General features: G+C 37.0%; 26 protein-coding genes, 1 tRNA gene and 1 other RNA gene. 6 read left to right on the forward strand and 22 right to left on the reverse strand.

The window, feature by feature from the left end; genetic code table 11:
- Positions 1-16: 16 nt before the first annotated feature.
- Positions 17-397: an MmcQ/YjbR family DNA-binding protein gene (locus HUS24_RS15180; protein WP_173912793.1), complete on the forward strand. Its 381-nt coding sequence runs from the start codon at positions 17-19 to the stop codon at positions 395-397.
- Between the two features lie 30 nt (positions 398-427).
- On the opposite strand, the gene HUS24_RS15185 is transcribed toward HUS24_RS15180, so the two are convergent.
- From HUS24_RS15185 to baeS, 3 genes are all read right to left on the reverse strand, one after another.
- The gene (locus HUS24_RS15185) at positions 428-733 is read right to left on the reverse strand and encodes a hypothetical protein (RefSeq protein WP_173912794.1); all 306 of its coding nucleotides are present in this window, start codon (positions 731-733) and stop codon (positions 428-430) included.
- 198 nt (positions 734-931) lie between these two features.
- Entirely contained in the window at positions 932-1,618 is a 687-nt protein-coding gene (locus tag HUS24_RS15190; protein WP_173912795.1) for a response regulator, read from the reverse strand.
- 16 nt (positions 1,619-1,634) lie between these two features.
- Positions 1,635-3,293: a sensor histidine kinase efflux regulator BaeS gene (gene baeS / locus HUS24_RS15195; protein ID WP_173912796.1), complete on the reverse strand. Its 1,659-nt coding sequence runs from the start codon at positions 3,291-3,293 to the stop codon at positions 1,635-1,637.
- A gap of 135 nt (positions 3,294-3,428) precedes the next feature.
- On the opposite strand from baeS, the gene HUS24_RS15200 reads away from it, so the two are divergent.
- From HUS24_RS15200 to HUS24_RS15210, 3 genes are all read left to right on the forward strand, one after another.
- The gene (locus tag HUS24_RS15200; RefSeq protein ID WP_173912797.1) at positions 3,429-4,076 is read left to right on the forward strand and encodes a hypothetical protein; all 648 of its coding nucleotides are present in this window, start codon (positions 3,429-3,431) and stop codon (positions 4,074-4,076) included.
- Positions 4,077-4,587: 511 nt separating this feature from the next.
- Positions 4,588-6,390 (forward strand): acyl-CoA dehydrogenase C-terminal domain-containing protein, encoded by a 1,803-nt coding sequence (locus HUS24_RS15205; protein WP_173912798.1) that lies wholly within the window; start codon positions 4,588-4,590, stop codon positions 6,388-6,390.
- A 174-nt stretch (positions 6,391-6,564) separates the two neighbouring features.
- Positions 6,565-8,346 (forward strand): acyl-CoA dehydrogenase C-terminal domain-containing protein, encoded by a 1,782-nt coding sequence (locus tag HUS24_RS15210; protein WP_173912799.1) that lies wholly within the window; start codon positions 6,565-6,567, stop codon positions 8,344-8,346.
- Between the two features lie 97 nt (positions 8,347-8,443).
- On the opposite strand, the gene HUS24_RS15215 is transcribed toward HUS24_RS15210, so the two are convergent.
- The 5 genes from HUS24_RS15215 to coaD all read right to left on the reverse strand — a co-directional run bounded on the left by HUS24_RS15215 (position 8,444) and on the right by coaD (position 10,304).
- A complete protein-coding gene (locus HUS24_RS15215) occupies positions 8,444-8,872 on the reverse strand; it encodes a hypothetical protein (RefSeq protein ID WP_173912800.1) in 429 nt (142 codons plus the stop codon).
- Positions 8,873-8,996: 124 nt separating this feature from the next.
- A tRNA-Met gene (locus HUS24_RS15220) sits at positions 8,997-9,073 on the reverse strand.
- Between the two features lie 63 nt (positions 9,074-9,136).
- Positions 9,137-9,519, reverse strand: an RNA gene (rnpB, locus tag HUS24_RS15225) — RNase P RNA component class A.
- 28 nt (positions 9,520-9,547) lie between these two features.
- Complete coding sequence (locus HUS24_RS15230; RefSeq protein WP_173912801.1) at positions 9,548-9,811, reverse strand: YfhL family 4Fe-4S dicluster ferredoxin; 264 nt, start codon at positions 9,809-9,811, stop codon at positions 9,548-9,550.
- Position 9,812: 1 nt separating this feature from the next.
- Positions 9,813-10,304 carry a pantetheine-phosphate adenylyltransferase gene (gene coaD, locus HUS24_RS15235; protein ID WP_173912802.1) on the reverse strand — a complete coding sequence of 164 codons (492 nt, stop codon included), beginning with the start codon at positions 10,302-10,304 and terminating at the stop codon, positions 9,813-9,815.
- 141 nt (positions 10,305-10,445) lie between these two features.
- On the opposite strand from coaD, the gene smpB reads away from it, so the two are divergent.
- Positions 10,446-10,922: an SsrA-binding protein SmpB gene (smpB, locus tag HUS24_RS15240; protein ID WP_173912803.1), complete on the forward strand. Its 477-nt coding sequence runs from the start codon at positions 10,446-10,448 to the stop codon at positions 10,920-10,922.
- 22 nt (positions 10,923-10,944) lie between these two features.
- On the opposite strand, the gene HUS24_RS15245 is transcribed toward smpB, so the two are convergent.
- The 13 genes from HUS24_RS15245 to HUS24_RS15305 all read right to left on the reverse strand — a co-directional run bounded on the left by HUS24_RS15245 (position 10,945) and on the right by HUS24_RS15305 (position 21,907).
- Positions 10,945-11,610: a pseudouridine synthase gene (locus HUS24_RS15245; protein ID WP_173912804.1), complete on the reverse strand. Its 666-nt coding sequence runs from the start codon at positions 11,608-11,610 to the stop codon at positions 10,945-10,947.
- Between the two features lie 104 nt (positions 11,611-11,714).
- Positions 11,715-12,554 (reverse strand): GGDEF domain-containing protein, encoded by an 840-nt coding sequence (locus tag HUS24_RS15250; RefSeq protein WP_173912805.1) that lies wholly within the window; start codon positions 12,552-12,554, stop codon positions 11,715-11,717.
- Between the two features lie 792 nt (positions 12,555-13,346).
- The gene (locus HUS24_RS15255) at positions 13,347-13,796 is read right to left on the reverse strand and encodes a hypothetical protein (protein WP_173912806.1); all 450 of its coding nucleotides are present in this window, start codon (positions 13,794-13,796) and stop codon (positions 13,347-13,349) included.
- A gap of 156 nt (positions 13,797-13,952) precedes the next feature.
- The gene (locus tag HUS24_RS15260; protein WP_173912807.1) at positions 13,953-14,159 is read right to left on the reverse strand and encodes a hypothetical protein; all 207 of its coding nucleotides are present in this window, start codon (positions 14,157-14,159) and stop codon (positions 13,953-13,955) included.
- Between the two features lie 186 nt (positions 14,160-14,345).
- Positions 14,346-14,924, reverse strand: coding sequence for a DUF4126 domain-containing protein (locus HUS24_RS15265; RefSeq protein WP_173912808.1), 579 nt, complete (start codon positions 14,922-14,924; stop codon positions 14,346-14,348).
- A 107-nt stretch (positions 14,925-15,031) separates the two neighbouring features.
- Complete coding sequence (locus tag HUS24_RS15270; RefSeq protein WP_004829882.1) at positions 15,032-15,175, reverse strand: zinc ribbon-containing protein; 144 nt, start codon at positions 15,173-15,175, stop codon at positions 15,032-15,034.
- A 451-nt stretch (positions 15,176-15,626) separates the two neighbouring features.
- Positions 15,627-16,454 carry an S-formylglutathione hydrolase gene (gene fghA / locus HUS24_RS15275; RefSeq protein WP_173912809.1) on the reverse strand — a complete coding sequence of 276 codons (828 nt, stop codon included), beginning with the start codon at positions 16,452-16,454 and terminating at the stop codon, positions 15,627-15,629.
- A gap of 281 nt (positions 16,455-16,735) precedes the next feature.
- The gene (locus tag HUS24_RS15280; protein WP_173912810.1) at positions 16,736-18,175 is read right to left on the reverse strand and encodes a C13 family peptidase; all 1,440 of its coding nucleotides are present in this window, start codon (positions 18,173-18,175) and stop codon (positions 16,736-16,738) included.
- A 136-nt stretch (positions 18,176-18,311) separates the two neighbouring features.
- The gene (locus HUS24_RS15285) at positions 18,312-19,115 is read right to left on the reverse strand and encodes a class I SAM-dependent methyltransferase (RefSeq protein ID WP_173912811.1); all 804 of its coding nucleotides are present in this window, start codon (positions 19,113-19,115) and stop codon (positions 18,312-18,314) included.
- Positions 19,109-19,933, reverse strand: a complete 825-nt coding sequence (locus HUS24_RS15290; RefSeq protein WP_173912812.1) for an undecaprenyl-diphosphate phosphatase — start codon at positions 19,931-19,933, stop codon at positions 19,109-19,111. Before HUS24_RS15290 ends, HUS24_RS15285 begins: the two co-directional genes overlap by 7 nt.
- Before the next feature lie 15 nt (positions 19,934-19,948).
- Positions 19,949-20,614: a tRNA (adenosine(37)-N6)-threonylcarbamoyltransferase complex dimerization subunit type 1 TsaB gene (gene tsaB, locus HUS24_RS15295; RefSeq protein ID WP_173912813.1), complete on the reverse strand. Its 666-nt coding sequence runs from the start codon at positions 20,612-20,614 to the stop codon at positions 19,949-19,951.
- 123 nt (positions 20,615-20,737) lie between these two features.
- Positions 20,738-21,268, reverse strand: coding sequence for a gamma carbonic anhydrase family protein (locus HUS24_RS15300; RefSeq protein ID WP_173912814.1), 531 nt, complete (start codon positions 21,266-21,268; stop codon positions 20,738-20,740).
- Between the two features lie 24 nt (positions 21,269-21,292).
- Positions 21,293-21,907: a CoA pyrophosphatase gene (locus HUS24_RS15305; protein WP_173912815.1), complete on the reverse strand. Its 615-nt coding sequence runs from the start codon at positions 21,905-21,907 to the stop codon at positions 21,293-21,295.
- A 128-nt stretch (positions 21,908-22,035) separates the two neighbouring features.
- Here HUS24_RS15305 and HUS24_RS15310 point away from each other — a divergent pair, with 128 nt between their 5' ends.
- Positions 22,036-22,584, forward strand: a complete 549-nt coding sequence (locus HUS24_RS15310; protein ID WP_173912816.1) for an NUDIX hydrolase — start codon at positions 22,036-22,038, stop codon at positions 22,582-22,584.
- Between the two features lie 63 nt (positions 22,585-22,647).
- Here the strand turns inward: HUS24_RS15310 and HUS24_RS15315 are convergent, their stop codons facing one another.
- Entirely contained in the window at positions 22,648-24,597 is a 1,950-nt protein-coding gene (locus HUS24_RS15315) for a hypothetical protein (RefSeq protein WP_173912817.1), read from the reverse strand.

Raw genomic sequence — 24,597 nt, forward strand, 5'->3', positions numbered from 1 at the left:
AAGAGGAAATAAAGCCATGAATGCAGATGAAATTCAAACTTATGCGATACATATTGCCGCACAACTTCCTTTGGCTGAGTTAAGCTATCCTTTTGGTGAAGATGTGCATGTCTTTAAAGTGATGGATAAAATTTTTATGATGAGCTTTCAACATGCAACTCAAAAAATAATAAATCTCAAATGTAACCCTGAACAATCTGAAATTTTACGTGATTTATATCCCTCTATTCATACAGGCTATCACATGAATAAACAACACTGGATTTCAGTCTATGCAGGTGAAAAAATTGATCAGGCATTAGTTGAAGATTTGGTTAAAACTTCATATCAATTGGTCACGGATAAATTAACCAAGAAACAGAAACAAGTTTTAGCTGTCTATTCTGAAATTATTTAACATCTAAAATCGGCATATTTTTTAAATATTTTAATCAAATACGTGGCGAATCAGTGTCAATATCATCCGAATCGGATAGGCAATTAAATGAAAAAATCCTTGGATAATCCATTGATCTAAAAATAGTTCCTGTACAACATCAGCTCGCCTACTCTCTCTATTTTGCGAATATGGCGCAATACAATAAGCAAGTACAAAAAAGATCATCATCAAGATGAGTAAAATATAATGCTCTAAATCAGTAAGAAAAAATGTCCCTAAGCAAACAAATGCCGTAATAAAAAAAAGCACAGCAATAAATCTACGCAAATGATAATAATCGGATGAGTTAGACATTTTAGTTTTCTATTGACCTTATTCGACTGATTATAATTCAAGCATAATTCTTATAAAAATACAGATCAAAAGCAATTTTCATCATAGAAGCATGTCATCTGATTGTTTATTTTTTAATATACGTTATCAGCAGTTATACCCAAAATCTGTGGATAAACCTGTGCTTATCCACAAACCATGTTTCAAATTGTAAATTTTTTAATCTTCTGGATATTCAAAACGATAGCCTACTCCATAAACAGCTTGCACCCATTCATGACGGTTACCAGTTTCTGCTGCTTCTGAAATTTTACGACGTAAGTTCTTGATATGACTATCAATAACTCGGTCAGCAACATCAAAACTATCTGGATTGATATGGTCTAAAAGTTGCGCACGTGAATACACTTGCCCAACATGCTCTAGGAATAATTCCAATAAACGGAATTCAGTTGGTGTTAAATTCAACGATTTTTGTTGATACCAGATGCGTTGTTGTGCTTTATCCATACGGAATAAATTATTTTCCTCAGGTTCAGCTTTACGCTCTAAACGACGCAATACTGCTTGCACACGTGCGACTAACTCTTTTGGACTAAACGGTTTACAGACATAATCATCTGCACCCATGTTTAGCCCCAATACACGGTCAATCTCTTCAGTACGTGCTGTTACCATAATAATCGGTAAGTCAGACTGTTCACGAACTTTACGGCAAATGGTCAAGCCATCCATACGTGGCACCATCAAATCTAAAATCATCAAACTTGGTTTACGTTGCAAGAAACTGTCATATGCTTCTTGTCCATCATGAAACATACTGACTTCTAAGCCTGCTGCTTCAAGATAATCTCGCACTAACTCTGCAAGTTCCACTTCATCTTCTACAAGCATAATATGCTTCATGTTGTATTTTCCTTTTTTAACGCTTTGTTTGTTTTGGGAAAGTTAATTTACAACGCAAACCACCCAATGGAGAATGCGCAAAACTCAACTGACCACCTAAAGCTTGCGCAATTTTACCTGACAATGCCAAGCCTAAACCTGTACCACCTGTGCTACGTGTGCGAGAGTCGTCCACTCGATAAAAACGCTCACCGAGTTTAGATAGCTGTTCATCAGTTAAACCCAGTGGACTATCATCCACATAGATCGTCCAACTGTGTGCATCTTGTCCAGTGTGAATCTGAACTTCACCGCCTGCTTCAGTATAACGAATACTGTTACCTAACAAGTTCACCATAATTTGTTTAAAACGGTCTATGTCTAATTGTAATTTTGCACCCTCACCTTGTACATCAACTGACAAATGAGCTTTCTCAAATTTTGGTTTAAAGTTTTCAACCTCTTGTAAAACCACTTGCCATGGGTCAACTTCAGCAAAATAACAAGTCAGTTGTTGAGCTTCAGCCTGTGCCAAATCTGCCAAATCTTGAGTCAATTTTTTCAAACTGGTGACTTGTCCAAGCATGGCAGCAAAATGCTCAGGTGTTGGCTTGCGAATACCATCTTGCATCGCCTCAATCTGTGCTTGTAAAACAGCTAAAGGCGTTTTTAGCTCATGTGAAGTGTCTGCAACCCATTGACGGCGTGAATTTTCATGCTGATCCAAAATTACTGCCAATTGATTAATTTCTGTAGACAAATCACCCAATTCATCATTGCGTTTAACTACAACTTGATGTTGATAATTACCTTTTGTCAGTTCTCGGGTCGCATTAAGCAAACGCTGAATCGGCTTTTTAAAATATGTTGCGAGTAATAATGCAGTAATTAAACTAGCAATCACGGATAAAATATAAATCAATACCAGAAATTTTTTCTGATTACTAAAAAAGTTAATACTTAAAGCATCATCTTGATCTAAAACAGGTTTTAGACCTAAATAGCCCACTACTTTATCTTTGACAATAATTGGGCGAAATGAGACTTGGTCTTCCGAAGGCTCACCAATAATAAACTGGTGTTTGGCATCATACAAAGACAAACGAGAACTCAAACCTAAGCGGTCAGGCATTGAAATAAAACGTTTTTTACCATCTTGCTTGAAGGTTGAAACTGAAGTTTGGCTTTTATTATTTTTTTCTGGTGCTTTAAAAAAACTTTGATTAGAACTGAGTGGAAATTTTAAACCTTCAAAAGGTTGATAGGCTGAGGGTAAGTTTTCTTGTAACATTTGCAATTCAGCAGGATCAAGTTTGCTTTGATTCATGCCTGCATCTTGACTAATCTGACTAACCAGCGTGTGTTCTTTAAAATAGCGTTGTTGCAGGGCAATATCATACTGACGTCTGAGCCACCAACGCGATAATTTATCATAATCGTCAGGTGCAGCCTGACCTTCGATCTGTAAAATTTGTGCTTGAACAGCATTACCCCAGTCTTGATATAAGCCATATACGCCCGCTAAATTTTCAATCAGATGATCGAGTTTTTGCATCTCTACATCTGCGACATATTTAGCGAAATTTTTCTGCATCGTCCAATGCAACACACCCAAGCTGACTGTGGTAATGACTAAAGTGGTCAGTAATACAGTCAAAAATAGACGTAATGCAATAGGAACTCGGCGTATATTCAAATCAGTTCTCACACATTTTCTTCTCTATTTGGCATTGTAACCAACAGTGCCTCCAAATACTCTCCATTGTTTCTACATCATTATTATTTAATCTTTAAAGAATGCAAATATTTACAACCTCATTGGAGCAGCACAATGAAAGTAACAACTAAAATCGCGTTGGTTACAGCAAGCATTCTAAGCATGGGGGCATTAACTGCGTGTCAATCAACAGCTACACCGCAAAATGAACAAAATACTCGCATGATGGGATATCATAAATATGACCGCCATATGAGCCCAGAACAACGTGCTCAATTTAAACAAATGCGTGCTGAACGCCAAGCGTTCCATAATCAAATTCAAAAAGCTTGTGATGGAAAATCTGTTGGTCAGACAACACAAATCAAAGCAGGCGAAAAAACACTAGATGGCACATGTAATATGGTTTTCAAAGTTGACCGTAAAGCCATAGGTGAAATGAAGCGTGAGTTTCGTCATGATCAAGGTCGCATGATGCGTGGTCATTCGGGTAATCATCATCGTGGTCAACGCCAAATGCAACAAATGACTGAAGAACAACGCGCACAAATTCTAAAACAACGTGAACAAAACCGTGCAGAACGTCAAGCACGTTGGGATGCCATGCAAAAAGCTTGTGTAGGTCAAAGCAATGGTAAAGCCATTCAAGTGAAATTAGGTGAGAAAATCATTGATGGAACTTGTGTGGTAAAATTTCAAACACAACGACCTATTCAACCGATGCAGCCACTTGCACCTGCAACTGATGTAAAAACATCATAATTTAAAAGAACGACTTAAAATCGCTCTTCGGGGCGATTTTTATTATTCATCCAAGTTTTACTACCCACAGTTTTCCTTTATCACTTGAGTTTAAATTTGAATTATATTTTCTTAACTAAGCAAAGATAGAAAAATAAGCAAAGATAGAAAAATTGGCATGATTGAACTAAAACGAAATGATTTGTTTCTATATTTAATTTTTTTTTGAAAAATTTACGTTATTTTTACTTTTTACAATTCGTCATTCTGACAAAACTATGAATAGAAATATCTTTTTACGATTTTGACTATTTGTTACCTTATTTTCACTACAAAACTGTTTACACTCAAAGCACTTACACTATTCCAACTATTTTTCTTTGACTTTACAGTCACAGAGAAATCACACTGAAATACTTGTACGTTATTATAAGTTGTTGCACGATGTACATAACAACTATGTGTCGATGAAGACACACATCGTATTTATTAGGATTATAAATCTGGTTTAACCAGTATTGAGGAAACCGATATGCCACAATACAAAGCACCCTTACGTGATATGCAATTCGTTTTACATGAATTATTAAATGCTGAAGAACATTACGCTAAACTCCCTGCATACCAAGAAAACGTAAGCCGTGAGTTGGTTGACCAGTACTTAGAAGCTGCTGCTGATTTTTGTGAAAATGAACTTTCACCTTTAAACCAAGTAGGCGACCAAGAAGGTTGTACTTGGAATGACGGCGTTGTAACAACACCAACAGGCTTTAAAGAAGCATATCAAAAGTATATCGAACTTGGCTTCCCTTCTCTTTCTGTTCCAGAAGAACATGGTGGTCAAGGTTTACCAGGCTCATTAGGTACTGCGATTTCTGAAATGGTCGGTTCTGCAAACTGGGCTTGGGGAATGTATCCAGGTCTATCTCATGGTGCAGTACGTACCATTGAGCATCATGGTAATGAAGAACAAAAATCAACCTATTTACCAAAACTTGTATCTGGTGAATGGACAGGTACCATGTGCTTAACAGAATCTCATGCAGGTTCTGACTTGGGTATTATTCGTTCTAAGGCTGAACCTCAAGCTGACGGTAGCTATGCGATTTCTGGTGAGAAAATCTTTATCTCAGCAGGTGAGCATGACATGGCTGAGAACATCATCCATATCGTACTTGCACGTTTACCAGGCGCACCGAAAGGCACCAAAGGTATTTCTTTATTCATCGTACCAAAATTCAATGTTAATGCTGATGGCTCAGTTGGCGAGCGCAATGCTGTACGTTGTGGTTCAATTGAACACAAAATGGGGATCCACGGTAACGCAACGTGTGTGATCAACTTTGACAATGCTAAAGGTTTCTTAATTGGACCTGAAAACCGCGGTCTAAACTGCATGTTCACCTTTATGAACACTGCACGTATTGGTACTGCTGTTCAAGGTTTAACGGCTTCTGAATCTTCTTTCCAAGGTGCGCTTGCATATGCGAAAGATCGTTTAGCGATGCGTTCTCTTTCTGGCCCTAAAGCACCTGAAAAAGAAGCAGACCCGATCATCGTACACCCTGCTGTTCGTAATATGCTGTTAACTCAAAAAGCATTTGCTGAAGGTGGTCGTGCACTCGTTTACTTCTTGTCTCAATATGCAGATGTTGTAGAGCAAGGTGAAACTGAAGAAGAGCGTAAGTTTGCAGACAATATCTTGTCACTTCTCACCCCAATTGCAAAAGCATTCTTAACAGAAACAGGTTCAGAATCAGCAAAACACGGTGTTCAAGTCTTTGGTGGTCACGGCTTTATTTCAGAACATGGTATGGAGCAAATCGTACGTGATACGCGTATCGCTTGCTTATACGAAGGTACAACTGAAATCCAAGCTCTTGACTTGTTAGGTCGTAAAGTTTTGGGTACTCAAGGTGCAATGTTGAAAGACTTCACTAAGATCATCCACAAATTTATTGAAGCAAACAAAGACAATGCTGATTTGAAAGAGTTCTTAGAACCGCTTGCTGCACTTAACAAAGAGTGGGGTGACTTAACCATGCAAATCGGCATGAAAGCAATGCAAAATCCTGATGAAGTGGGTGCTGCTGCGGTAGATTATCTATACTTCTCTGGTTATGTAACGCTTGCATATTTATGGGCTCGTATGGCATTGGTTGCTCAACAAAAACTTGCTGAAGGCACTACAGATGTAGACTTCTACAATGCAAAAGTAACGACTGCTCGTTTCTACTTCAAGAAAATTTTGCCACGTGTTCGTTCACACGTTGACGTGATTGCAGGTGGTTTAGAGCCACTGATGTCTTTAGATGCAGAACACTTCGCATTCTAAGTGACTGAAAAAACTGTACCCATGCGTACATAAATCAAGAAAGGACAGTCATAGCTTTGATTGTCCTTTTTCTTTATAAATAGACCTAAATTTTACTTTTGTCATTCTAAGCATAATATTTCAGCTTAGACTGACCCTTAACTTTAGTTTTAATCGAATAATAGGTGACTGACTATGCCAATTTACAATGCGCCCCTCGCGGATATGCGTTTTATCCTTAATGATGTTTTTAACGCAGAACAATTCTGGCAAGCCAATGAAAACCTAGCACATCTTGATGCTGCAACAGCAGAAGCTATTTTAGAAGAAATGGCGAAATTTGCTCAAAACGTTACGCTTCCAATCAACCGTACAGGTGATGAAGAAGGCGCGAAATATGAAAATGGTGCTGTGACTACACCTGCTGGTTTTAAAGAAGCATTTAAGCAATATGCTGAAGGTGGTTGGATCGGCTTAGGTGCAGATGAAGAATGGGGTGGTCAAGGCATGCCTAAAATGCTGACTGTCCTCGCAGATGAAATGTTATTTGCAACCAACCCATCTTTCTTGCTCTATCCACTGCTTTCTGTAGGTGCAGGTATGGCATTAAACAGCTATGCTTCACAAGAGCAAAAAGAAACTTATTTACCTAAAATCTATTCAGGTGAATGGTCTGGTACGATGTGTTTGACTGAACCACATGCAGGTACAGACTTAGGTATTATCAAAACCAAAGCTGAACCGAATGCTGATGGTACATATAACATCACGGGTACAAAAATCTTTATTACAGGGGGCGATCATGACCTCGCTGAAAATATTATTCATTTAGTTCTAGCTAAGACACCTGATGCACCTGCGGGTTCACGTGGTATTTCTTTATTCATTGTGCCTAAATTTATCGTAAATGCAGATGGTTCTTTAGGTGAGCGCAATCCTGTTGGCCCTGGTTCGATCGAACACAAAATGGGTATTAAAGCTTCTGCAACCTGCGTTATGAACTTCGATGCTGCCAAAGGTTATCTAGTTGGCAAAGAAAACGAAGGTTTAGCAGCAATGTTCGTAATGATGAACTACGAACGCCTTTCTATGGGAATTCAAGGTCTAGGTGCTTCTGAATTTGCCTATCAAAATGCAGCACAATATGCGACTGATCGTTTACAAGGTCGCAGTGCCAATGGCGTTCAATCACCAAATAAGCCTGCAGACAGCATCTTAGTTCATGGTGATGTACGTCGTATGCTACTCAATGCTCGTGCAAACAATGAGGCTTCTCGTGCATTTGCAGTCTATGTCGGTCAGCAATTAGACATCACCAAATTCTCAACAGATCCTGAAGCAGTTGCGAAAGCCAATAACCGTGTTGCATTATTAACGCCTATCGCTAAAGCGTATTTAACAGATACAGCTTTTGATGCAGTGATTGATGCACAAATGTGCTTCGGTGGTCATGGTTATATCCGTGAATGGGGTATGGAACAATGTGTTCGTGATTTACGTATTGCGCAAATCTATGAAGGTACCAACGGTGTTCAATCACAAGATTTGATCGGTCGTAAAACCATTAAATGTGATGGTGCATTTATTGCAGAATATATCGCTGAAATCCGTGACTTTGCGAATGACTTAGATGCTGATCTTAATTTCATCAAAGATGCAACCTTAGATGCGGCAACTGAAATTGAAGTAGCAACAAGTCGTATCATTGAACGTTCTAAAGAAAATGCTGATTTTTCAAATACTGTTGCTGTAGATTATTTACATACAGTAGGCTTACTCAGCTTTACTTATATGTTTGCGCGTATTGCGAAAGCAGCAAAAGCAAAAGAAGGTCAGTTCTACCAAGACAAATTATCACTTACACATTACTACATCCAACGTGTATTGCCTGAGTTAAGTGCTCGTATTACAAAAATTAAATCTGGTGCAGAAGTGATCATGAGCTTTAGCGAAGATTATTTTACAAATCAGGCTTAAATTTTTTTAAGTTTTACCATACCCTCAACTTGTAAAAGTTGGGGGTGTTTTATTCTGAATACCCAAAGAAAAATATTTTTTACATATATTCAAATTACTAGCCCATTAAATGCATTTCTTCCTCACTCCACCAATGTTGTGCATAAATTTCAGGGTTCGTGGTTAAAATTTCATTCAAAATATTTGCTAAAATCGTAAGTTGCTCTGATATATCTATCTTTTTAAAGAACCATTTTTTAATAATCGGTTTAGATGGATGAATAAAGACTAAAAAGCCATTTTCATATTCTAAATAATGATTACAACCGATAAAAATCTCACTAAACTGTTCATTGGAAAGCGAAATCAAATAACCCCAATCCTCAATATTAAACCCTAAAACCTCAATTCCATGCTTTTCTAGTTCTACTGCTAAATATTGAGCTAATAGAATCCCACCAACTTGCTCATCCCATACTTCCTTTTCTTGGGGTGTTTGTGGGAAACTATCTGATCTAAACTCAATATGTGTTTTATAGAATGTCATAAATGATGTCTTTTATTAATTATTATCCACAAAATAAAATATTCTTTATTTAAAATAAAGCACCAATGAAAGTCAAAAAGCAAAGATAAAAAAAGACCACGTTTTGGAACGTGGTCTATAAAAATGGTGGCTATGACGGGACTTGAACCTGTGACCCCAGCATTATGAGTGCTGTGCTCTAACCAACTGAGCTACATAGCCGTAAACTGTGCGCGCATTATGTGTTGTAATCACCACTACGTCAAGCACTAATTTAAAAAAATTATTCGAAGTGAGCCGATAAGCCGGGTTCTGTCGAGAACGATCATTCCTCTAGGCGTACAATCACTCATACGCTCAAGCGACCTACCCGAATCCAGTACGGGCCGTACCTCAGGATTCCTATTTGGTCTTGCTTCTGGTGGGGTTTACCTTGCCGTGAACTGTTACCAGACACGCGGTGCGCTCTTACCGCACCCTTTCACCCTTACCATCTCTCTTGGCTTCCTCGAAAGGAAATTGCAAAGATGGCGGTCTACTCTCTGCTGCACTTGCCGTCGGCTTTCACCGCCCAGGCGTTACCTGGCACCCTGCCCTATGAAGCCCGGACTTTCCTCCCCTGCTTTAATCACGGAGATCTCCACAGCAGCGATCGTTTGGCTCACTTCAAGGGGCGCATATTAGCAAATTTTCAAATCAATTGCTCGCACTTTTTTGAGCAATTAATTTTTTATACTTATCCATCAACTGCTCTTGGCTTTCTTCATGATTTGGATCAGAAGGAATACAATCTACAGGACAAAATAAGGCACACTGTGGCTGATCATGATGCCCCACACATTCTGTACACAAATCAGGGTGAATTTCATAAATGACTTCACCCATGAAAATCGCCTCATTTGGACAAACAGGCTCACACACATCACAGTTGATGCATTCATCAGTTATATATAAAGACACTCTACCAACCTTGTTGATGTTTCCGTTCAAAAGCCTCAACCACAGTTTGTGGTACAAACTTTGTCACATCACCTTTTAAACGCGCTATTTCACGAACCAATGTTGATGAAATAAATGAATACTGCTCAGAGGGAGTTAAAAATACAGCTTCAAATTTTGCATCAAGTTGACGATTCATATTTGCCAATTGAAATTCATATTCAAAATCAGAAACTGCTCTTAAACCACGTAAAACAGCCGTTGCTTTTTGCTCATTAAAAAAATTAACTAAAAGTCCATCAAAACCAACAAATTCAACATTGGGCAAATGACTTAAAGACTTCTGTGCCAATGACACACGCTCTTCTAAAGTAAATACAGGATTTTTATGATGTCCAATCGCAATCGCTACTACGACTTCATCAAACATTTTTGATGCACGGGAAACTAAATCGATATGCCCATTGGTAATAGGATCAAATGTTCCAGGATAGATGACACGAGTCTTAGACATCCATTTATACTCTAGTTGTTTATGTAGGTGTATAGTTTAACAAAAACTTATTTTTAAGCGAACTCCCTCAATGCAATTGAAAGCACTTCACCTATAGCCAAGTTTGAGGCAAAATAGGATTAATCTTGGAATTTTTGAATTATGTCTAAAAATATTGTGGTAAAGAAAAATAATGGTGGCACCATTGCACAAAATAAACGTGCTCGCCATGATTATTTTATTGAGGAAAAGTTTGAAGCAGGTTTGGCTTTACAAGGGTGGGAAGTCAAGTCTTTGCGTGCAGGTCGTATGACCATTACCGAAAGTTATATTATTTTTAAAAACAACGAAGCATTTTTGTTTGGTTCACAAATTCAACCCCTCTTGTCAGCATCAACGCATGTCGTGCCTGAAGCAACTCGTACACGTAAGCTACTGCTGTCTAAACGTGAAATTGAAAAACTACAAGGTGCTGTTAATCAAAAAGGCTATTCTTGTGTACCTTTAGCATGTTATTGGAAAGGTCATTTGGTTAAAATTGAAATTGCTTTAGTCAAAGGGAAGCAGCTTCATGACAAGCGTGCCACTGAAAAAGATCGTGATTGGCAACGAGATAAGGCTCGTATTTTTCATAAATAATGCTCTGAAATAAAAGCTATTTTTAAAAAGGCACATTTCCCTGAATCTCAACCTGTTCACCGCTTAAAGGTTGAGTAAATGCCAAATAACTGGCATGTAAAGCCATTCGTTTTAATGGGCTACGGCTAGGTTCAGGGTGATAAATTTTATCCCCTGTAATTGGATGCCCAATGTGCATCATATGCACACGCAGTTGATGTGAACGTCCAGTGATAGGCGTCAGCAAAACACGAGTAATCGCTTGTTCTGCATCATAACTTAGTGCTTGGTACAAGGTTTTTGCTGGCTTTCCTAATTCAAAATGAACCATTTGACGAGGACGGTTTTCCCAGTCTGTAATCAAAGGTACATCCACACTGCCCTCACCTAATAACTGTCCCTGAACCAAAGCAATATAGTTTTTCTGTACCGTTCTGGCTTGAAACATTTTACTCACAGCAACTTCAGCATCTCGATGTTTGGCAAACATAAGAATCCCAGAAGTTGCCATATCTAAACGATGGGTAATTTTTGCATTTGGAAATCTATCTAATACTCGAAAATAAGCACTGTCATGATGCTCAGGCAAACGTCCAGGAACAGACAACAGCCCTGCAGGCTTTTCAATGACCACCAAATCAGTATCTTCGTACAAAATTTTAAGTGGCTCTTGAGGAGGCATATACACAAAGTTGTCATCTAGAGGCATGGTAAAAAATCAGTTTTTAACTTAAATTAGGAGCGAATTTTAATTTCTAAATACAAAATTTATCAACAATGATCGTAAATAAAATATAAATATTAGATTCGATATTAAGCCATACAGATCGTAGTTTGTGATTTGCCGTGTGCTTTGGACTGATACATTAACTGATCTGCTTGATGAGTAGCGTAGTCTAAATTTTCAGGCAATTCATCAAAAATACGAATCCCCATACTAAAATCCACACCATATTGACGTTTCAAACCACTCATTAAAAAAGCTTCACGTAAGCGTGTTTCAAAGACTTCTGCACCTTTTTGATCAGTATCTTTGAGTACCATAACAAATTCATCACCACCCATACGAGCCACAATATCACTTGAGCGTGCTACACTTTTTAAAACCTGCGCAAATGCAATCAGCACATCATCGCCTTTACTATGACCATATTGATCATTGACTGCCTTAAAACCATCCATATCAATCAGTGCCACCGCTATTTTTTGCCCTACTCTGATTTTACGTTCTCGTAATTGGTGATATTGAATAGCAAAAGCACGGGTATTATTTAAAGTCGTTAAATTGTCCTGCATCGCCATCATGGTCATTGCTGTTAAATTCTCACGTACTTTGATTAATAGAAAAGCTACAACACTAAAAAAACCTAAACGCGCAATAGCATTCCAATAAGGCGCAGTAATATGTTTATATTGATGCCCAGAAATAAAGTCTGCATACAACCAAGTCAGACCTGAAACAAGAATAGTGATGACCGTTACTTTCTTATTATCAAACCAAGCTGCTATTGAAATCGGAACCAAATAAAATACCGCAAAAGAGTATTCATAACCTGTTGCAATATCGATCCATCCCCAAATGAAAATAATCAACAGAATAATCATTCGACGAGTCAGCGTATGTGTTGAAAGTAGTTTTTCAAGGATTTTCATCTTATGCATACTCTCAATTTTCAGCTAAAAGACATACACCTAAATTTAGCATTTTTTACCAAGCTTTAAGTTATTTAATTTATTAACCAGTCATCGATTCAGATAAAGTCTGCAAAGTACTACTCAATTATTTATGATTTAACATTACTATTTTGTAATCCTAAACCCTGCCAAAACTCGTTAGGATAATTTAATTTTGGTTGTCCAACCCAACCTGTTGTAATATCAGGATTAATATAACTTTTAATTACGATTTTATAAATCCTGCATCGACATTAATTTTAAATCAAAATAATTTTATGACTTGATTGAATTCGTTTTAGCTTAGAACTTATAAGAAATTGTTCTTATTTTTAGATAAAATAACTTTTTAAAGTTGCTTATTTTTAAAAATTTCTGGGGCGTTCAGGAAAACATCTTTTGTTTACTTCAACTATTAAAACTTGGTAAGTCTTAATCCTATTGCCTATAAACTTGTGGTCTATAGCGTCCTAAGCCGAATCGAGATCTTGTGGATTTGTACTACACGCACGTTGTACGCAACTGGTAGCAGGCTACTCTTTTCGATCCCATCACACCCTTACCATTTATAATAGTAAAATCTAAGCGGGATTAATTTCCTAAGTTTTAGCTTTTCATTAAAATTTTAAAAAAAATTTCCATAAAAATAGCCTTAAAGCATATTTTTTTCCAAATCTATAAAAATAACTCACTTTTTTACGCTTAAAATGGTCATTCTTTCGAATTTTTAACTTCAACTTTTATAAAGTTCAGTTTAATTTTCTCAAAAGTTTAATGATTGAGTGAAGTTTTGACTTTACTTTGTTTATAGCATTCAGCAAAAACTTCATTTTCACCATTTAAAAAGTACAATAAATATTGTCGCGCTGTGCCAAAATCAATATTTTTGAAATCAATGTAATCTTTGATTTTGCGCGTAATTAAGCCAAAGACATCCTTTTGTGGCGTGATAACCACAATGTCGCTTTCGATTCTAAACTCTAAATCAGCCGAGCTGGAAAATGCATTTAAGCTTAACTTTAGCGTTTGCTCCGTTTCCAAATCAGTTACTGTAAAACTCGCACTATCACTATCAAATTGCAATTGACGAACCAAAAGTTGTCGCCAATTTATATTATCAAATTTGATTAATGTTTGAATTGCTGTCAATTTCCCTGATACTTCATCACCACCTTCTTGTAAGTTTTTCGGTGTATGAATCACTAAATCAAATGTTTTCATTGTTATTCATCCTGTTGAACAGGTATATTTTAACAATTAATTTAGGCTAATCCTTTGAATTTCCGATGAATAAACAAATCACAATGTGATTTTTTGCGCAGATCCACTCGTGCACAATGCACACAAAAATATCATTAAAATTAAATGCTTAGTTAATTAAAACACACAACATTTTTTACATGCCTCTATTTTTTCTTTAGGCCAATTCATTCTGGCTCTTTTATGAGCAAGTTCAAAATCGGCAAAATAGCCAATTAAAATTTGATTATCTAGCTTCGGCATATCAGCACAGCCAAGTGTTGCATTATGCATTTGATATGATCCGTTGCCTAACGGATTTTCATCTACAATAAATTTAATCATGACATTCCCCAAATTATTTTTATAAAATTCAACAACAAAAAACCCATAAAAAAATTATGTGTTTAACTACAACTTAAAATTAGGCTTTTTATCAGTAAAAATCAAACATTTTTAGAGAAAATTTTATTTTAATATTTTTCAAAATATGTAAGAAAAATATTGCATAAGTATTGAATTATTCTGAATTTATAAAGCTGATGGATTTATTTTGTTCTTATTCTTCAAACGCACCCAACGCACAACCCAAATCATCATTATCACAGCCACGATCACCACCAAGACAGGAACAAGAAATGACAATATTGACACTACGATTGCCCCAATCCATTCAGCAGTAGATACGATAGGATTGGCAATTCCACCAGTTGTTGCGGTAGACACACCACGTACTGCAACTGTACTCATTTGTACAGCAGTTGCTGTACCGCCTCCCACAATAATCGCTGCTGCCCAAGCTGCAAATTGAGACATTTCTCCACTACTGACTGCCATTGTACTCAGTGTGCCTGCGACCATCGCAGCAGGTGTCGCAATACTATCTAAAGCATTATCAACCCAAGGAATATAATATGCTGCAATTTCGCATAGTGTTGCGATTCCCAAAGCCACACACACGGACGGTATGGCTAACCATTCAAAACCTTTCATTGGTTCAAACCATCCAATCAGCGCGGCAATACTCATCACCAATAAAGGTACAAAAACACGAAAACCGCAAGCAGCACTTAAACCAATGCCGATACATAAACCAAGAATTGTTTCCATGCTGTTTGCTGCCCGTTTGATAAATTTATGCTTATACGTTAGCAAAAAGCCCTATTGAGTAATAGGGCTTTTTTTAAAACAGGGAGTAGCTGTTTTGCTTGTGCTGCTTAGGCATTCTTGTTGTTAAATTGATTGCCAAGGCATTTGGTACACGGAGGTAAACGATCAGTACCAATTTCTAAGTAGACACGGTGTCCGCATTGAACACAAAAATAGAAGCCTGTTCCAGGTTTTTGACCAGCAGTAACCATTTTTGTTCTCCATATGATTTTAGAAATGGTAGAACCAGTATAACCCTATTGTGATGAATGTCTATTGATCATTTCGCCAATTGATACTGGCATTTAGGCTAAACATGATTTTAAAATAAAATTTGACTCGTGATATCGCTTGAGCATACAAATTCAATTTTTTTGAGGATTTTTAACTCATATTTTACTTTTAAAAATTTTAATATATTTAGTAATTACAGAATCTTAGATATAAAATAAAATTTTTTTGACTTTTTGTTTTGATAATATTTTTGAAGGCTCATCTGTATAAAAGCTGATTTTGAAAATTTAGATCAGGCGCTTGAACATCACTTAGACAATATACAGTTAACAATTTGTTATATTTTATTCGATTTAGAAATGTATTTACTTCTGCACAATTAAAAAAAATAAATCTTAGGCGCTCAACGATTTGCTGAGCGCCTTAAAATTATCTGATGAATTTTGAGTGAAATTGAATGTGCTGCGCAATGAAACTCGCAATGAAATAATAACTATGATCATATCCTTCACGCATGTTTAAAGTGATTGGATAATTTTGATCTTTACACGCATTGAGCAATAGTTCAGGTTTTAATTGTTCTTGCAAAAATGTATCTTCACCTCCTTGATCAATTAAAATCGGCAGTTGCACCGCATTTGCTTTGATCAACGCAACGCTATCATATTGCTGCCAAAGCATCTGATCTGTTCCAAGATAAGCGGTAAATGCTTTTTGTCCCCAAGGAACTTGAGATGGTGCAACAATGGGAGAAAATGCAGAAATACTTTTATAAATATTCGGATTTTTTAAGCCAATGGTTAATGCACCATGACCACCTGCACTATGCCCCATAATGCTTTGAACTTTATTAGTCGGGAAATTTTGATCAATCAAATTGCGTAGTTCGTCTACAATGTAGTCATACATTTGATAATGTTCAGCCCAAGGCATTTGTGTTGCATTCACATAAAAACCTGCACCTTGTCCTAGATCATAAGCAGCATCGTTTGGAACGTCCTCACCTCTTGGACTGGTATCTGGCGCAACAATAATTACTTTATTTTCAGCAGCATATTTTTGAGCACCAGCTTTAGTAATAAAATTTTGCTCATTACATGTAAGACCTGAAAGCCAATAAAGTACTGGTAATTTTTCATCTTGCTCATGCGGTGGTATATAGATTGCAAAATTCATAGTACATTTCAACACAGCGGACTGATGTTGATACACTTCTTGCCAACCACCAAATGAAGCATGTCTTTCTAATCTTTCCACAATTAATACTCCTAAAATTATGATTTATCCATAGACTCTGAAATGACTAAGAAATATTGGATATTGATTCAATCAAGCAATATGAACGCATATGCTTGATATTTTTTATATAATGACATCATAGCGCAAACAATCTAAGTATTAGATTTTAAAATAGATTTATTAAGCTAATCGCAGCAATTAAATAACTTAATTGAGTTAAGAGTCAGCAAAAACCACCATCTTTTACGAATAACACATTAGCATTGATTAAAAAAATTTATCTTAAATCTGTTACTTAGCTATTGTGTTGCCACATTCAATACTTGTGTAGGTTTAGTTGCTGACGTTAAGGTTTGCTCAGTATTCGCTGTAGGCAAATTACTTTGTGGAAATAAATGCTGTTCTAACTGAGGCAAAACCAATTCGATATTTTTACCCATTACCCATTGTGGTTCAGACGGTTCAAAACCTTGCGCACTTTCCCATTTTGCCACAGTTTCAGAAGCTTGATCGAATGCAGCTTTCAATGTGGTTTGTTCACGCATCGCTTGATCAAAGAAAGCCCGGCCAAAATAAGTATAATCCGCCTCATTTGAACAACCAAAAGATGCTCGATCTGCTGCTGAAGCAGTGATAATTAAGGTATCAGGTGCTTGTAAAGCAGGGATAAAACTTCCTGAGTAACATGCCGAAATCACGATCACTTTCCAGCGAACTCCTGATTTATCCAAAGCATCACGTAACCATTTTGGATCAACATCGTTCAGATCTAAAGGATCATTTTCCATTTCAAACTGATTTTGCAAACCATGTGAAGTCATATATAAAAACAAAACGTCACTTTCGCGGTTCATTTGTTGTCCGATACGACGTAATGCAAGCTCCATACTGCTTTTCGATGCTAAAGGTACAGTAGTACGTGTTTCTAGATTATTAATCAGCGCTATTGAACGTCCAAAAGTCCCAAAACGCGTATCAAACTGTTCTTTAATGCGTTCAATTTCATATTTAAAAACATCTTGATAACTCACACCTGCCACGCCCAAGAAATACCAATGCGTCTGTGCAAACTCGCCATATTGGATTTGCTCAAGTGATTTATTTAAGAGATTGCTTTGAGCATAAAAGGCATCTTCTGCAAAAGTAGGTGGAACATCTTCAACTTTCCAAATCGGTTGGTCTTTGACAGACATTTGCCAAACCACCAAAGTAAAAAGTGTCGCTAAAATAATGAGTGCTCGCTCCCACCAGGGCCATTGTAACTCACGAGCAAACACCCAAACCACAGCCAAACTTTGCCAAACGAACAACACCATAAAAATGATAGGCAGGTAGTCATAAGTAAAATTTGGTAGGTAATCCAAAGAGCCCAAAAACTGGATAAAACTTTGTAAAAATGCGATATGTGTATCTAGTACCAACCACAACAAAGCAGGCACAAGCATTAAACGAGGATTTTCAGTGCGTTGTGATAAGAAAATCCCCACAATTAAAGCAATAAACGGCCACAAAGCATAACTGATTAGACCTTGTCGGTTAAAAACACCACCCTCACCTGCTACCAACCAACTAAATAGAGTATTGGCACAGCCCCCCAAAATACCCCAGAAAATTAACTGTAAAATAGAAGGACGGACAATTTGTAATGCTTTACGTGATCCAAGAAACAACCAAAGTCCCGCACGTTGATTACTTTTGAAGTCATGCCAAAAATTAATGGAGGGTTTAAGGTCTATCATAAAGCTTCTATAGTTACAGGTGGCTTAAATCAGCATAGTTAGTTTATGCTTGCTTAAAATATTATCAATGTATATTTCGACTATATAACAGTTTTTTGATGATTTTTGAGGCAGTTACCAAAATCCTCATAAGCCATTAATGAAAATAGGCATCAAAACGACAAGCATCTCCCTGCCATTGATGATCAGGCTGTTGATCGTTTAAAAAAACAGCGAGTCTTGGTCTTTTTACCACAACACGTTGAGCAATAGCTTGAGCTAAGACTAAAAGATGATCTCCCAAATCCATTTCACCATCTTCAGGCAATAACAAATGTAAAAGCTGCATTTGTTTTTTGACTTGTGCTTGTTTTTTGATGGCATTTTGATTTTGATCACGCTGTGGAAACATCGGATCTAAATACACCACATCAAAGCCATGTTGCTGTTCAATTTGTTGTTGTAAAAATTGGTTTGAATCTGAAAATACCAGATCAATTCTTGCCACAATTTTAGCTAAAAAAGGATCTTGCTCAGCTTGTGCTTTGGCGTCTTCCAGTAAAGTAAATAAAATCGGATGACGTTCAACTAAAGTCACTTCAGCACCTAAATGTGCCATCAATAAACTATCATGTCCCAAGCCTGCTGTGGCATCAATCAGTTTTGGCTTTTCTGCTAAATTACATGCACGTGCAATCATTTCCGATTTTAAACTGGCACGTTTTAAACGGGAAATTTCTGCTTTCCAATCAGGCTGCATTTTCATGCCATTGGCACAGAACCATACCCCCTGTTCATCAACACACAGCGCCATTTCAGGATTTAATCTTAAAAATCGTGCATTCAACTTATCGATTTGCACTAAGTTTACCTCAACCCCACGTAAAGAAAGCACAGACTGGTAAGACTGTGCTTTCTCTAAGTATTTGATTTCGGTAAATAAGCGAAGCTCGCTTACCATAATTTCCAACCTGTTAATGCAAATAATAAAATAATCAAACCTGAAACGATACGATACCATGCAAAAACCATGAAATCACGTTTAGCAACATACGCCACTAAGACACGAATAAGGATCAATGCTGAAATAAATGATACTAAGGTACCAAACCCTATCACTAGCCAGTCCTGTGTCCCTTCAAATACATGGTAACTTTGATATAGGTCTAATACCCCAGCACCAATAATGACTGGAATTCCTAGGAAGAATGAAAACTCAGTTGCGGCCTTACGTGAAACCCCAAGCATCATTGCACCAATAATGGTCGCACCTGAACGAGAAGTACCAGGAATCAAAGCCAAAACTTGAATCAAACCAATATAAATTGCTTCTTTAATGGAAATGTTTTCAACTTCTTGTGCATTGACTTTAGGAGGATGTTTCTCGACCCACCAAATAATCAAGCCCCCCACGATTAAACCAATCGCAACTGAAATATCATTAAATAATAATTCTTTTACTGTTTGACCAAAAGTGACCCCGATCAACATGATTGGAATCGAGGCAAGAATTAAACTAATTCCTAAATGACGCCCCTTAGGTTCACCTGATACCAATCCAGTGGCAGCTCCCCAAAGTTTTGCCCAGTATTCATAAATAACGGCTGCAATTGCCCCCATCTGAATGGCTATCACAAAAACATCACTTTTTTCTTTGGTCCAAAAGTTCATGAGCTCAGAGGCAAGAATTAAATGCCCCGTACTAGAGATTGGGAGGAATTCGGTGATCCCTTCTACAATCCCCATAATCGCTGCTTTTAAGAGCAGTAAAAGATCCATATTCAATCCTAAAAATTAAGGTTTACCTTGTTCTGGAATTTTTTTCCACGCATCATCACGCAAATAAACAGGCAATGCCAATTCAGCGCTTAGCCATTGTTTTTGTAAAGCTTGTTGACGTGCAATTGTTGCAATATCTTCGGCATTTGCAATCACAGCTTGAAACTCTATCGCACCATCCTTAACTAAAGATGAACCAGAACCCACTAAGGTAAATTTTTGATACTCAGAAGCTTGCTGATAATCTAGTAATTTTTCTTCGTCTACAAGTTGCATAATGTTATTTTCATCTAAATGAAAACTTGCCATATACACTTCTTTCATACGTGCATCGAGTACTGCGGATACTTCAACAAGTCCATGCAAACGATAAGCTGCTTGTGCTAAAGCCTGTAATGTCGATACTGGAATCACTGGAATATCGTTAACCCAAGCCAAAGCTTGCGTGACTGCAGCATTGATACGGACACCACTAAATGAACCAGGTCCACGACTAAAAGCGATTGCAGTTAAATCAGAGTTTTGTATTTGCGTTTGCTCAAAACCTTGCTCAATCATCGGCAAAATAGTTTGAGTTTGTGCCTTTGCTCGTGCATCAAGTTGAAAAAAAAGTGTTTTTGTTTCATCAACAATTGAAACGGAACACTGCTCATTGGCAGTTTCCAATGCCAGCAATTTCATGCACAACCTAATCTGTCTTAAAAATGTCGACTATGATACTCCACTCATCTCATTCATGCGACTATTTCCACGCATATTCAGATATGCTCAATACAAAAAACCAAGCAAATGCTTGGCTAAAATTTAAAAACTAAACTCTTCTAAATCTTTAAAATCTTCAAAATGAGCAGCATAGTGCATTGCACTCATTTTCAAACGCACTTCTGCTTGATCATCCAAAGTTTTGACAACCCGTGCAGGCGAACCGACCACCAAAGAATTATCAGGAATCACCTTACCTTCTGGCACCAATGCATTTGCACCGACAATACAATTTTTGCCGATCACCGCATTATTTAACACCACAGCATTAATACCAATCAGGCTATTATCCCCGATCGTACAACCATGTAACATTGCTTGATGACCAATCGTCACATAGTCACCAATATTCAAATCAATGCCTGCATCTGTATGCAGAACAGCATTTTCCTGAACATTACTAAAATCACCGATTCGAATACAGCTATTATCCCCTCGAATCACTGCACCATACCAAACACTGACTTTTTGCCCGAGTTCAACTTGTCCAATCACAGTAGCATTATCAGCAATCCATCCATCAAATGGCTCATGCAAAGCTTTAGGTGTGTGTCCTTTAAATTTATACATCATGGCAAATATTCCTGTGTAAGTTTCCTATTTTTTATTGATTAATGTTGAATGAAAATTCGGTGAGTTTAATAAAAATGGCCAATTTTTTTGATAATCCAAACCATACTGAAACAAAGACATTAAAATACGTGCAGTTAAACCCCATACCACTTCATTTTCCACTCTTAAACTTGGGAAATAAACAGATTGATGTGCCAAGCGCACTTCATAAGGGATCGGTTGAGATTCCATAAGATTTTTTAAAGGTGCATAAAAAATTCGGTCAATTTCAGTCGGCTGTGCAATTAATTTCACATCAGGCGGAATCAAGCCGACCACAGGTTTTACTGTCATACCACTGCGTGCCCGTTCCATTGGTAAGTCACCTAATAAAGTAACTTCATATGGATTTAACGCAGTTTCTTCCCAAGCCTCACGTAAAGCCACCACAATATTACTGGTATCACTGGGGTCTCTTTTACCGCCCGGAAATGAAACTTCGCCCGCATGGTTATTTAAATATGCAGAGCGTCGTGTCAATAAAATTTTAGGGTCTTGCTCTTGAGTAATTGCGATTAATACAGCAGCTTGTGCAGGGTAAGTTCGCTTAGCAAAACGTAATCGTTGCTGCAATACTTGTGTTAATAATTGCTCCTGCATAAAACCTCTACTCACCTCTTTTTTGTTATATAGACATCATATATGAAATTTTGTACATAAGGCTATAAATGATGCGAAAGTACTAAAATTCAGTTATGCTGAGTGATCTTTTATTTTCAATGAAGCCTATGCGTTTTTGTACAGCCTGTGGACATACAACAATAGAAAAAATTCCTTTGGGTGATCATAAAGTTCGTAAAGTATGTACCCATTGCGGCACCATTCACTATGTTAATCCTAAAGTGATTTGTGGTGCGCTTGCGCTTTGGGACAACAAAGTTTTACTTTGCCGCCGTGCAATTGAACCTCGCTACGGGTTATGGACTTTACCAGCAGGCTATATGGAATTATTCGAAACAATGGAACAAGGAGCTGCGCGAGAAACACGTGAAGAATCCGAAGCTGAAATTGAAATCGAACAGCTTTATTGTATGTACAATATTCCACGAATCGGACAAATCTACGTGTTATTTAAAGGCAATATCATTGATGGGCAGTTTGGTGCAGGCGAAGAAACCATTGAAAGCCGTTTGTTTGAAGAAAAAGATATTCCTTGGACTGAACTTGCATTCCCAAGTGTAGAAAGAACCTTACGTCATTATTTTGAAGACCGCAAAAATAACCAGTTTCCAACGCACTTAGAGACTTTAGGTACACGTTTAGATCATACTGGTTAATTTTTTAAATCACTTTTTAAGCAATAAAAAACCATCTCGAAAGATGGTTTTTTATTTTGTCTATTATTTGGTTTTAATTTGATAACAGCTCGGTAATTCAACACCTAACTCACCAAAAGTACGCTTCGCTAACTCTTTTTGTGTGTCAGTAATCTTATCTTTATTGGCAGCATTATAGATACTTTGATAAACAGCCTGCATATTTGCCCACTGTGCAATAGTCGCCTTATTACCATTCCATCCCGTAATGTTGATACCACGTTCTGTCGTTTCATCACTTAACAAACGTTGTAAATTTAAACGTACACCGCCCGCCGATAACGTATTACTTTCAGTAATTGATGTACCTGGCAAATATACAATTGCATCATTTAACCCCACCAAAGCACCATCAATATTTCCAAAGATAGGATTAGCTAAAATCATACGAATCGTAATAGATTTATCTGGATCAGTCGTCGTGTAGTTTGCAGCTCCAGTTGTACCAATACGATATTGTTGTACATTATTGCTGTCTATATAAGTTGTGGGATTCACAGTACTACATTCTTTTGATGTCAGATCATTTGCTGTAGCATTTGGACCAATATTGGTACGAATATCACCATGCTCATCAATTACAATCCCTAATTTCACTGGGGAAATACTTTTATCATTAAAATTAAAAATGATATTTGCATATAATGGAAATATATATTTCTGACCTGTTTTAACAGTGTTTACCGTACGGAAAATTTTATTGGTTAAATAAGTTGCAGGATTTGACTTATAAATATCAATCGTACCAGTAAAGTTTTCATTACCTTGGGTTTGGCGCCATTCACCATATACTGTTTTATCGGTTGGTACTTTATCTGTATTTAGAACTCGCTTATACATATCTTCTGTACCAGCAATGTTGGTACCATTGATTAAAGTGCCTTGAGTTAACTGCAAATTATCAGTTGTATTTTTAACTGATTTAAAAATAAAGGGCTTTTCAATTTTATTATTATATTGACTGAGCAATGCACCTTGCGCATCTGCATTTAATTTTTGTGGCTCTGCTTGAGTTAATAATGCATATTTTAATAAGGATTCACTACCTGGTGTCACAGGATCTTTGACTGTTGGTGTACCCATCCACTGCATTACATAACCTGTACTATAGCCTTGACGAGTAGTTAAAAGATACATATTGGCAATGGTTTCTTTTTTACTATTAATCGTACTTTTACCACTGAATCCACGAATATCAACATTAATCTTATCACTACTAAAATATAAGAAGTTCGTGGTAAAAATACCTACTTGATTTTGTTTAATTAAACGATCAGCGGCTTGCTGTGCAGTTTCTTCAGTAATAGACGTAACATCTAACCAAGGCTTAATAATTCCAATATAAGTACCATCTTTAAAGTTTTGTACACTAATATCAGATTCAATATTTTTAAGATCTTCTTTTAATTCTTTTGATAAAGTCAATGGTTGGATATCTCCAGCAACCATTTCTACATTTTGTTTAACTCCAGCTGCTTGGAAGATTCGAACTAAAGCAGTTAATACTTTAAAAGTTTCATCATTAACATTACTACTTGTAATTGCCTTGCCGGTAAGTCCATTTGCCATATCCATAAGACTTATTTGAGCAGGCTGATTATTTACTTTTAATGGTCGAATTTTAGCTAAGTCAACAGTACCTAAAGATATTTTTTTTGCAGATTGTGTACCTTGTATATAAAAGTTGATTTTATCACCAACAGGACATGCTCCCGTTGCAACACTGCTCACCATTTCAGTCACAAAATGATTATTTTTATCACTACTACAATCAAAATTAAGCCCAGCAACAGGATAATCTACAACAAAAGATTGACATTTATTATCTAAAGTATCTTCACAACCATTGGTAGAAGTGCTTACACCTTTATTTGGGTCTTCATGAATAACTGTACTCTCTCCGCCACCGCCACATGCTGAAAGTGCTGCAACTAAACCTGTTAAAGCAAAAGGCAATATAATTTTCTTGTTCAT

This window comes from Acinetobacter sp. Marseille-Q1618 (assembly GCF_902809855.1).
In the GTDB taxonomy this organism is placed as follows: domain Bacteria; phylum Pseudomonadota; class Gammaproteobacteria; order Pseudomonadales; family Moraxellaceae; genus Acinetobacter.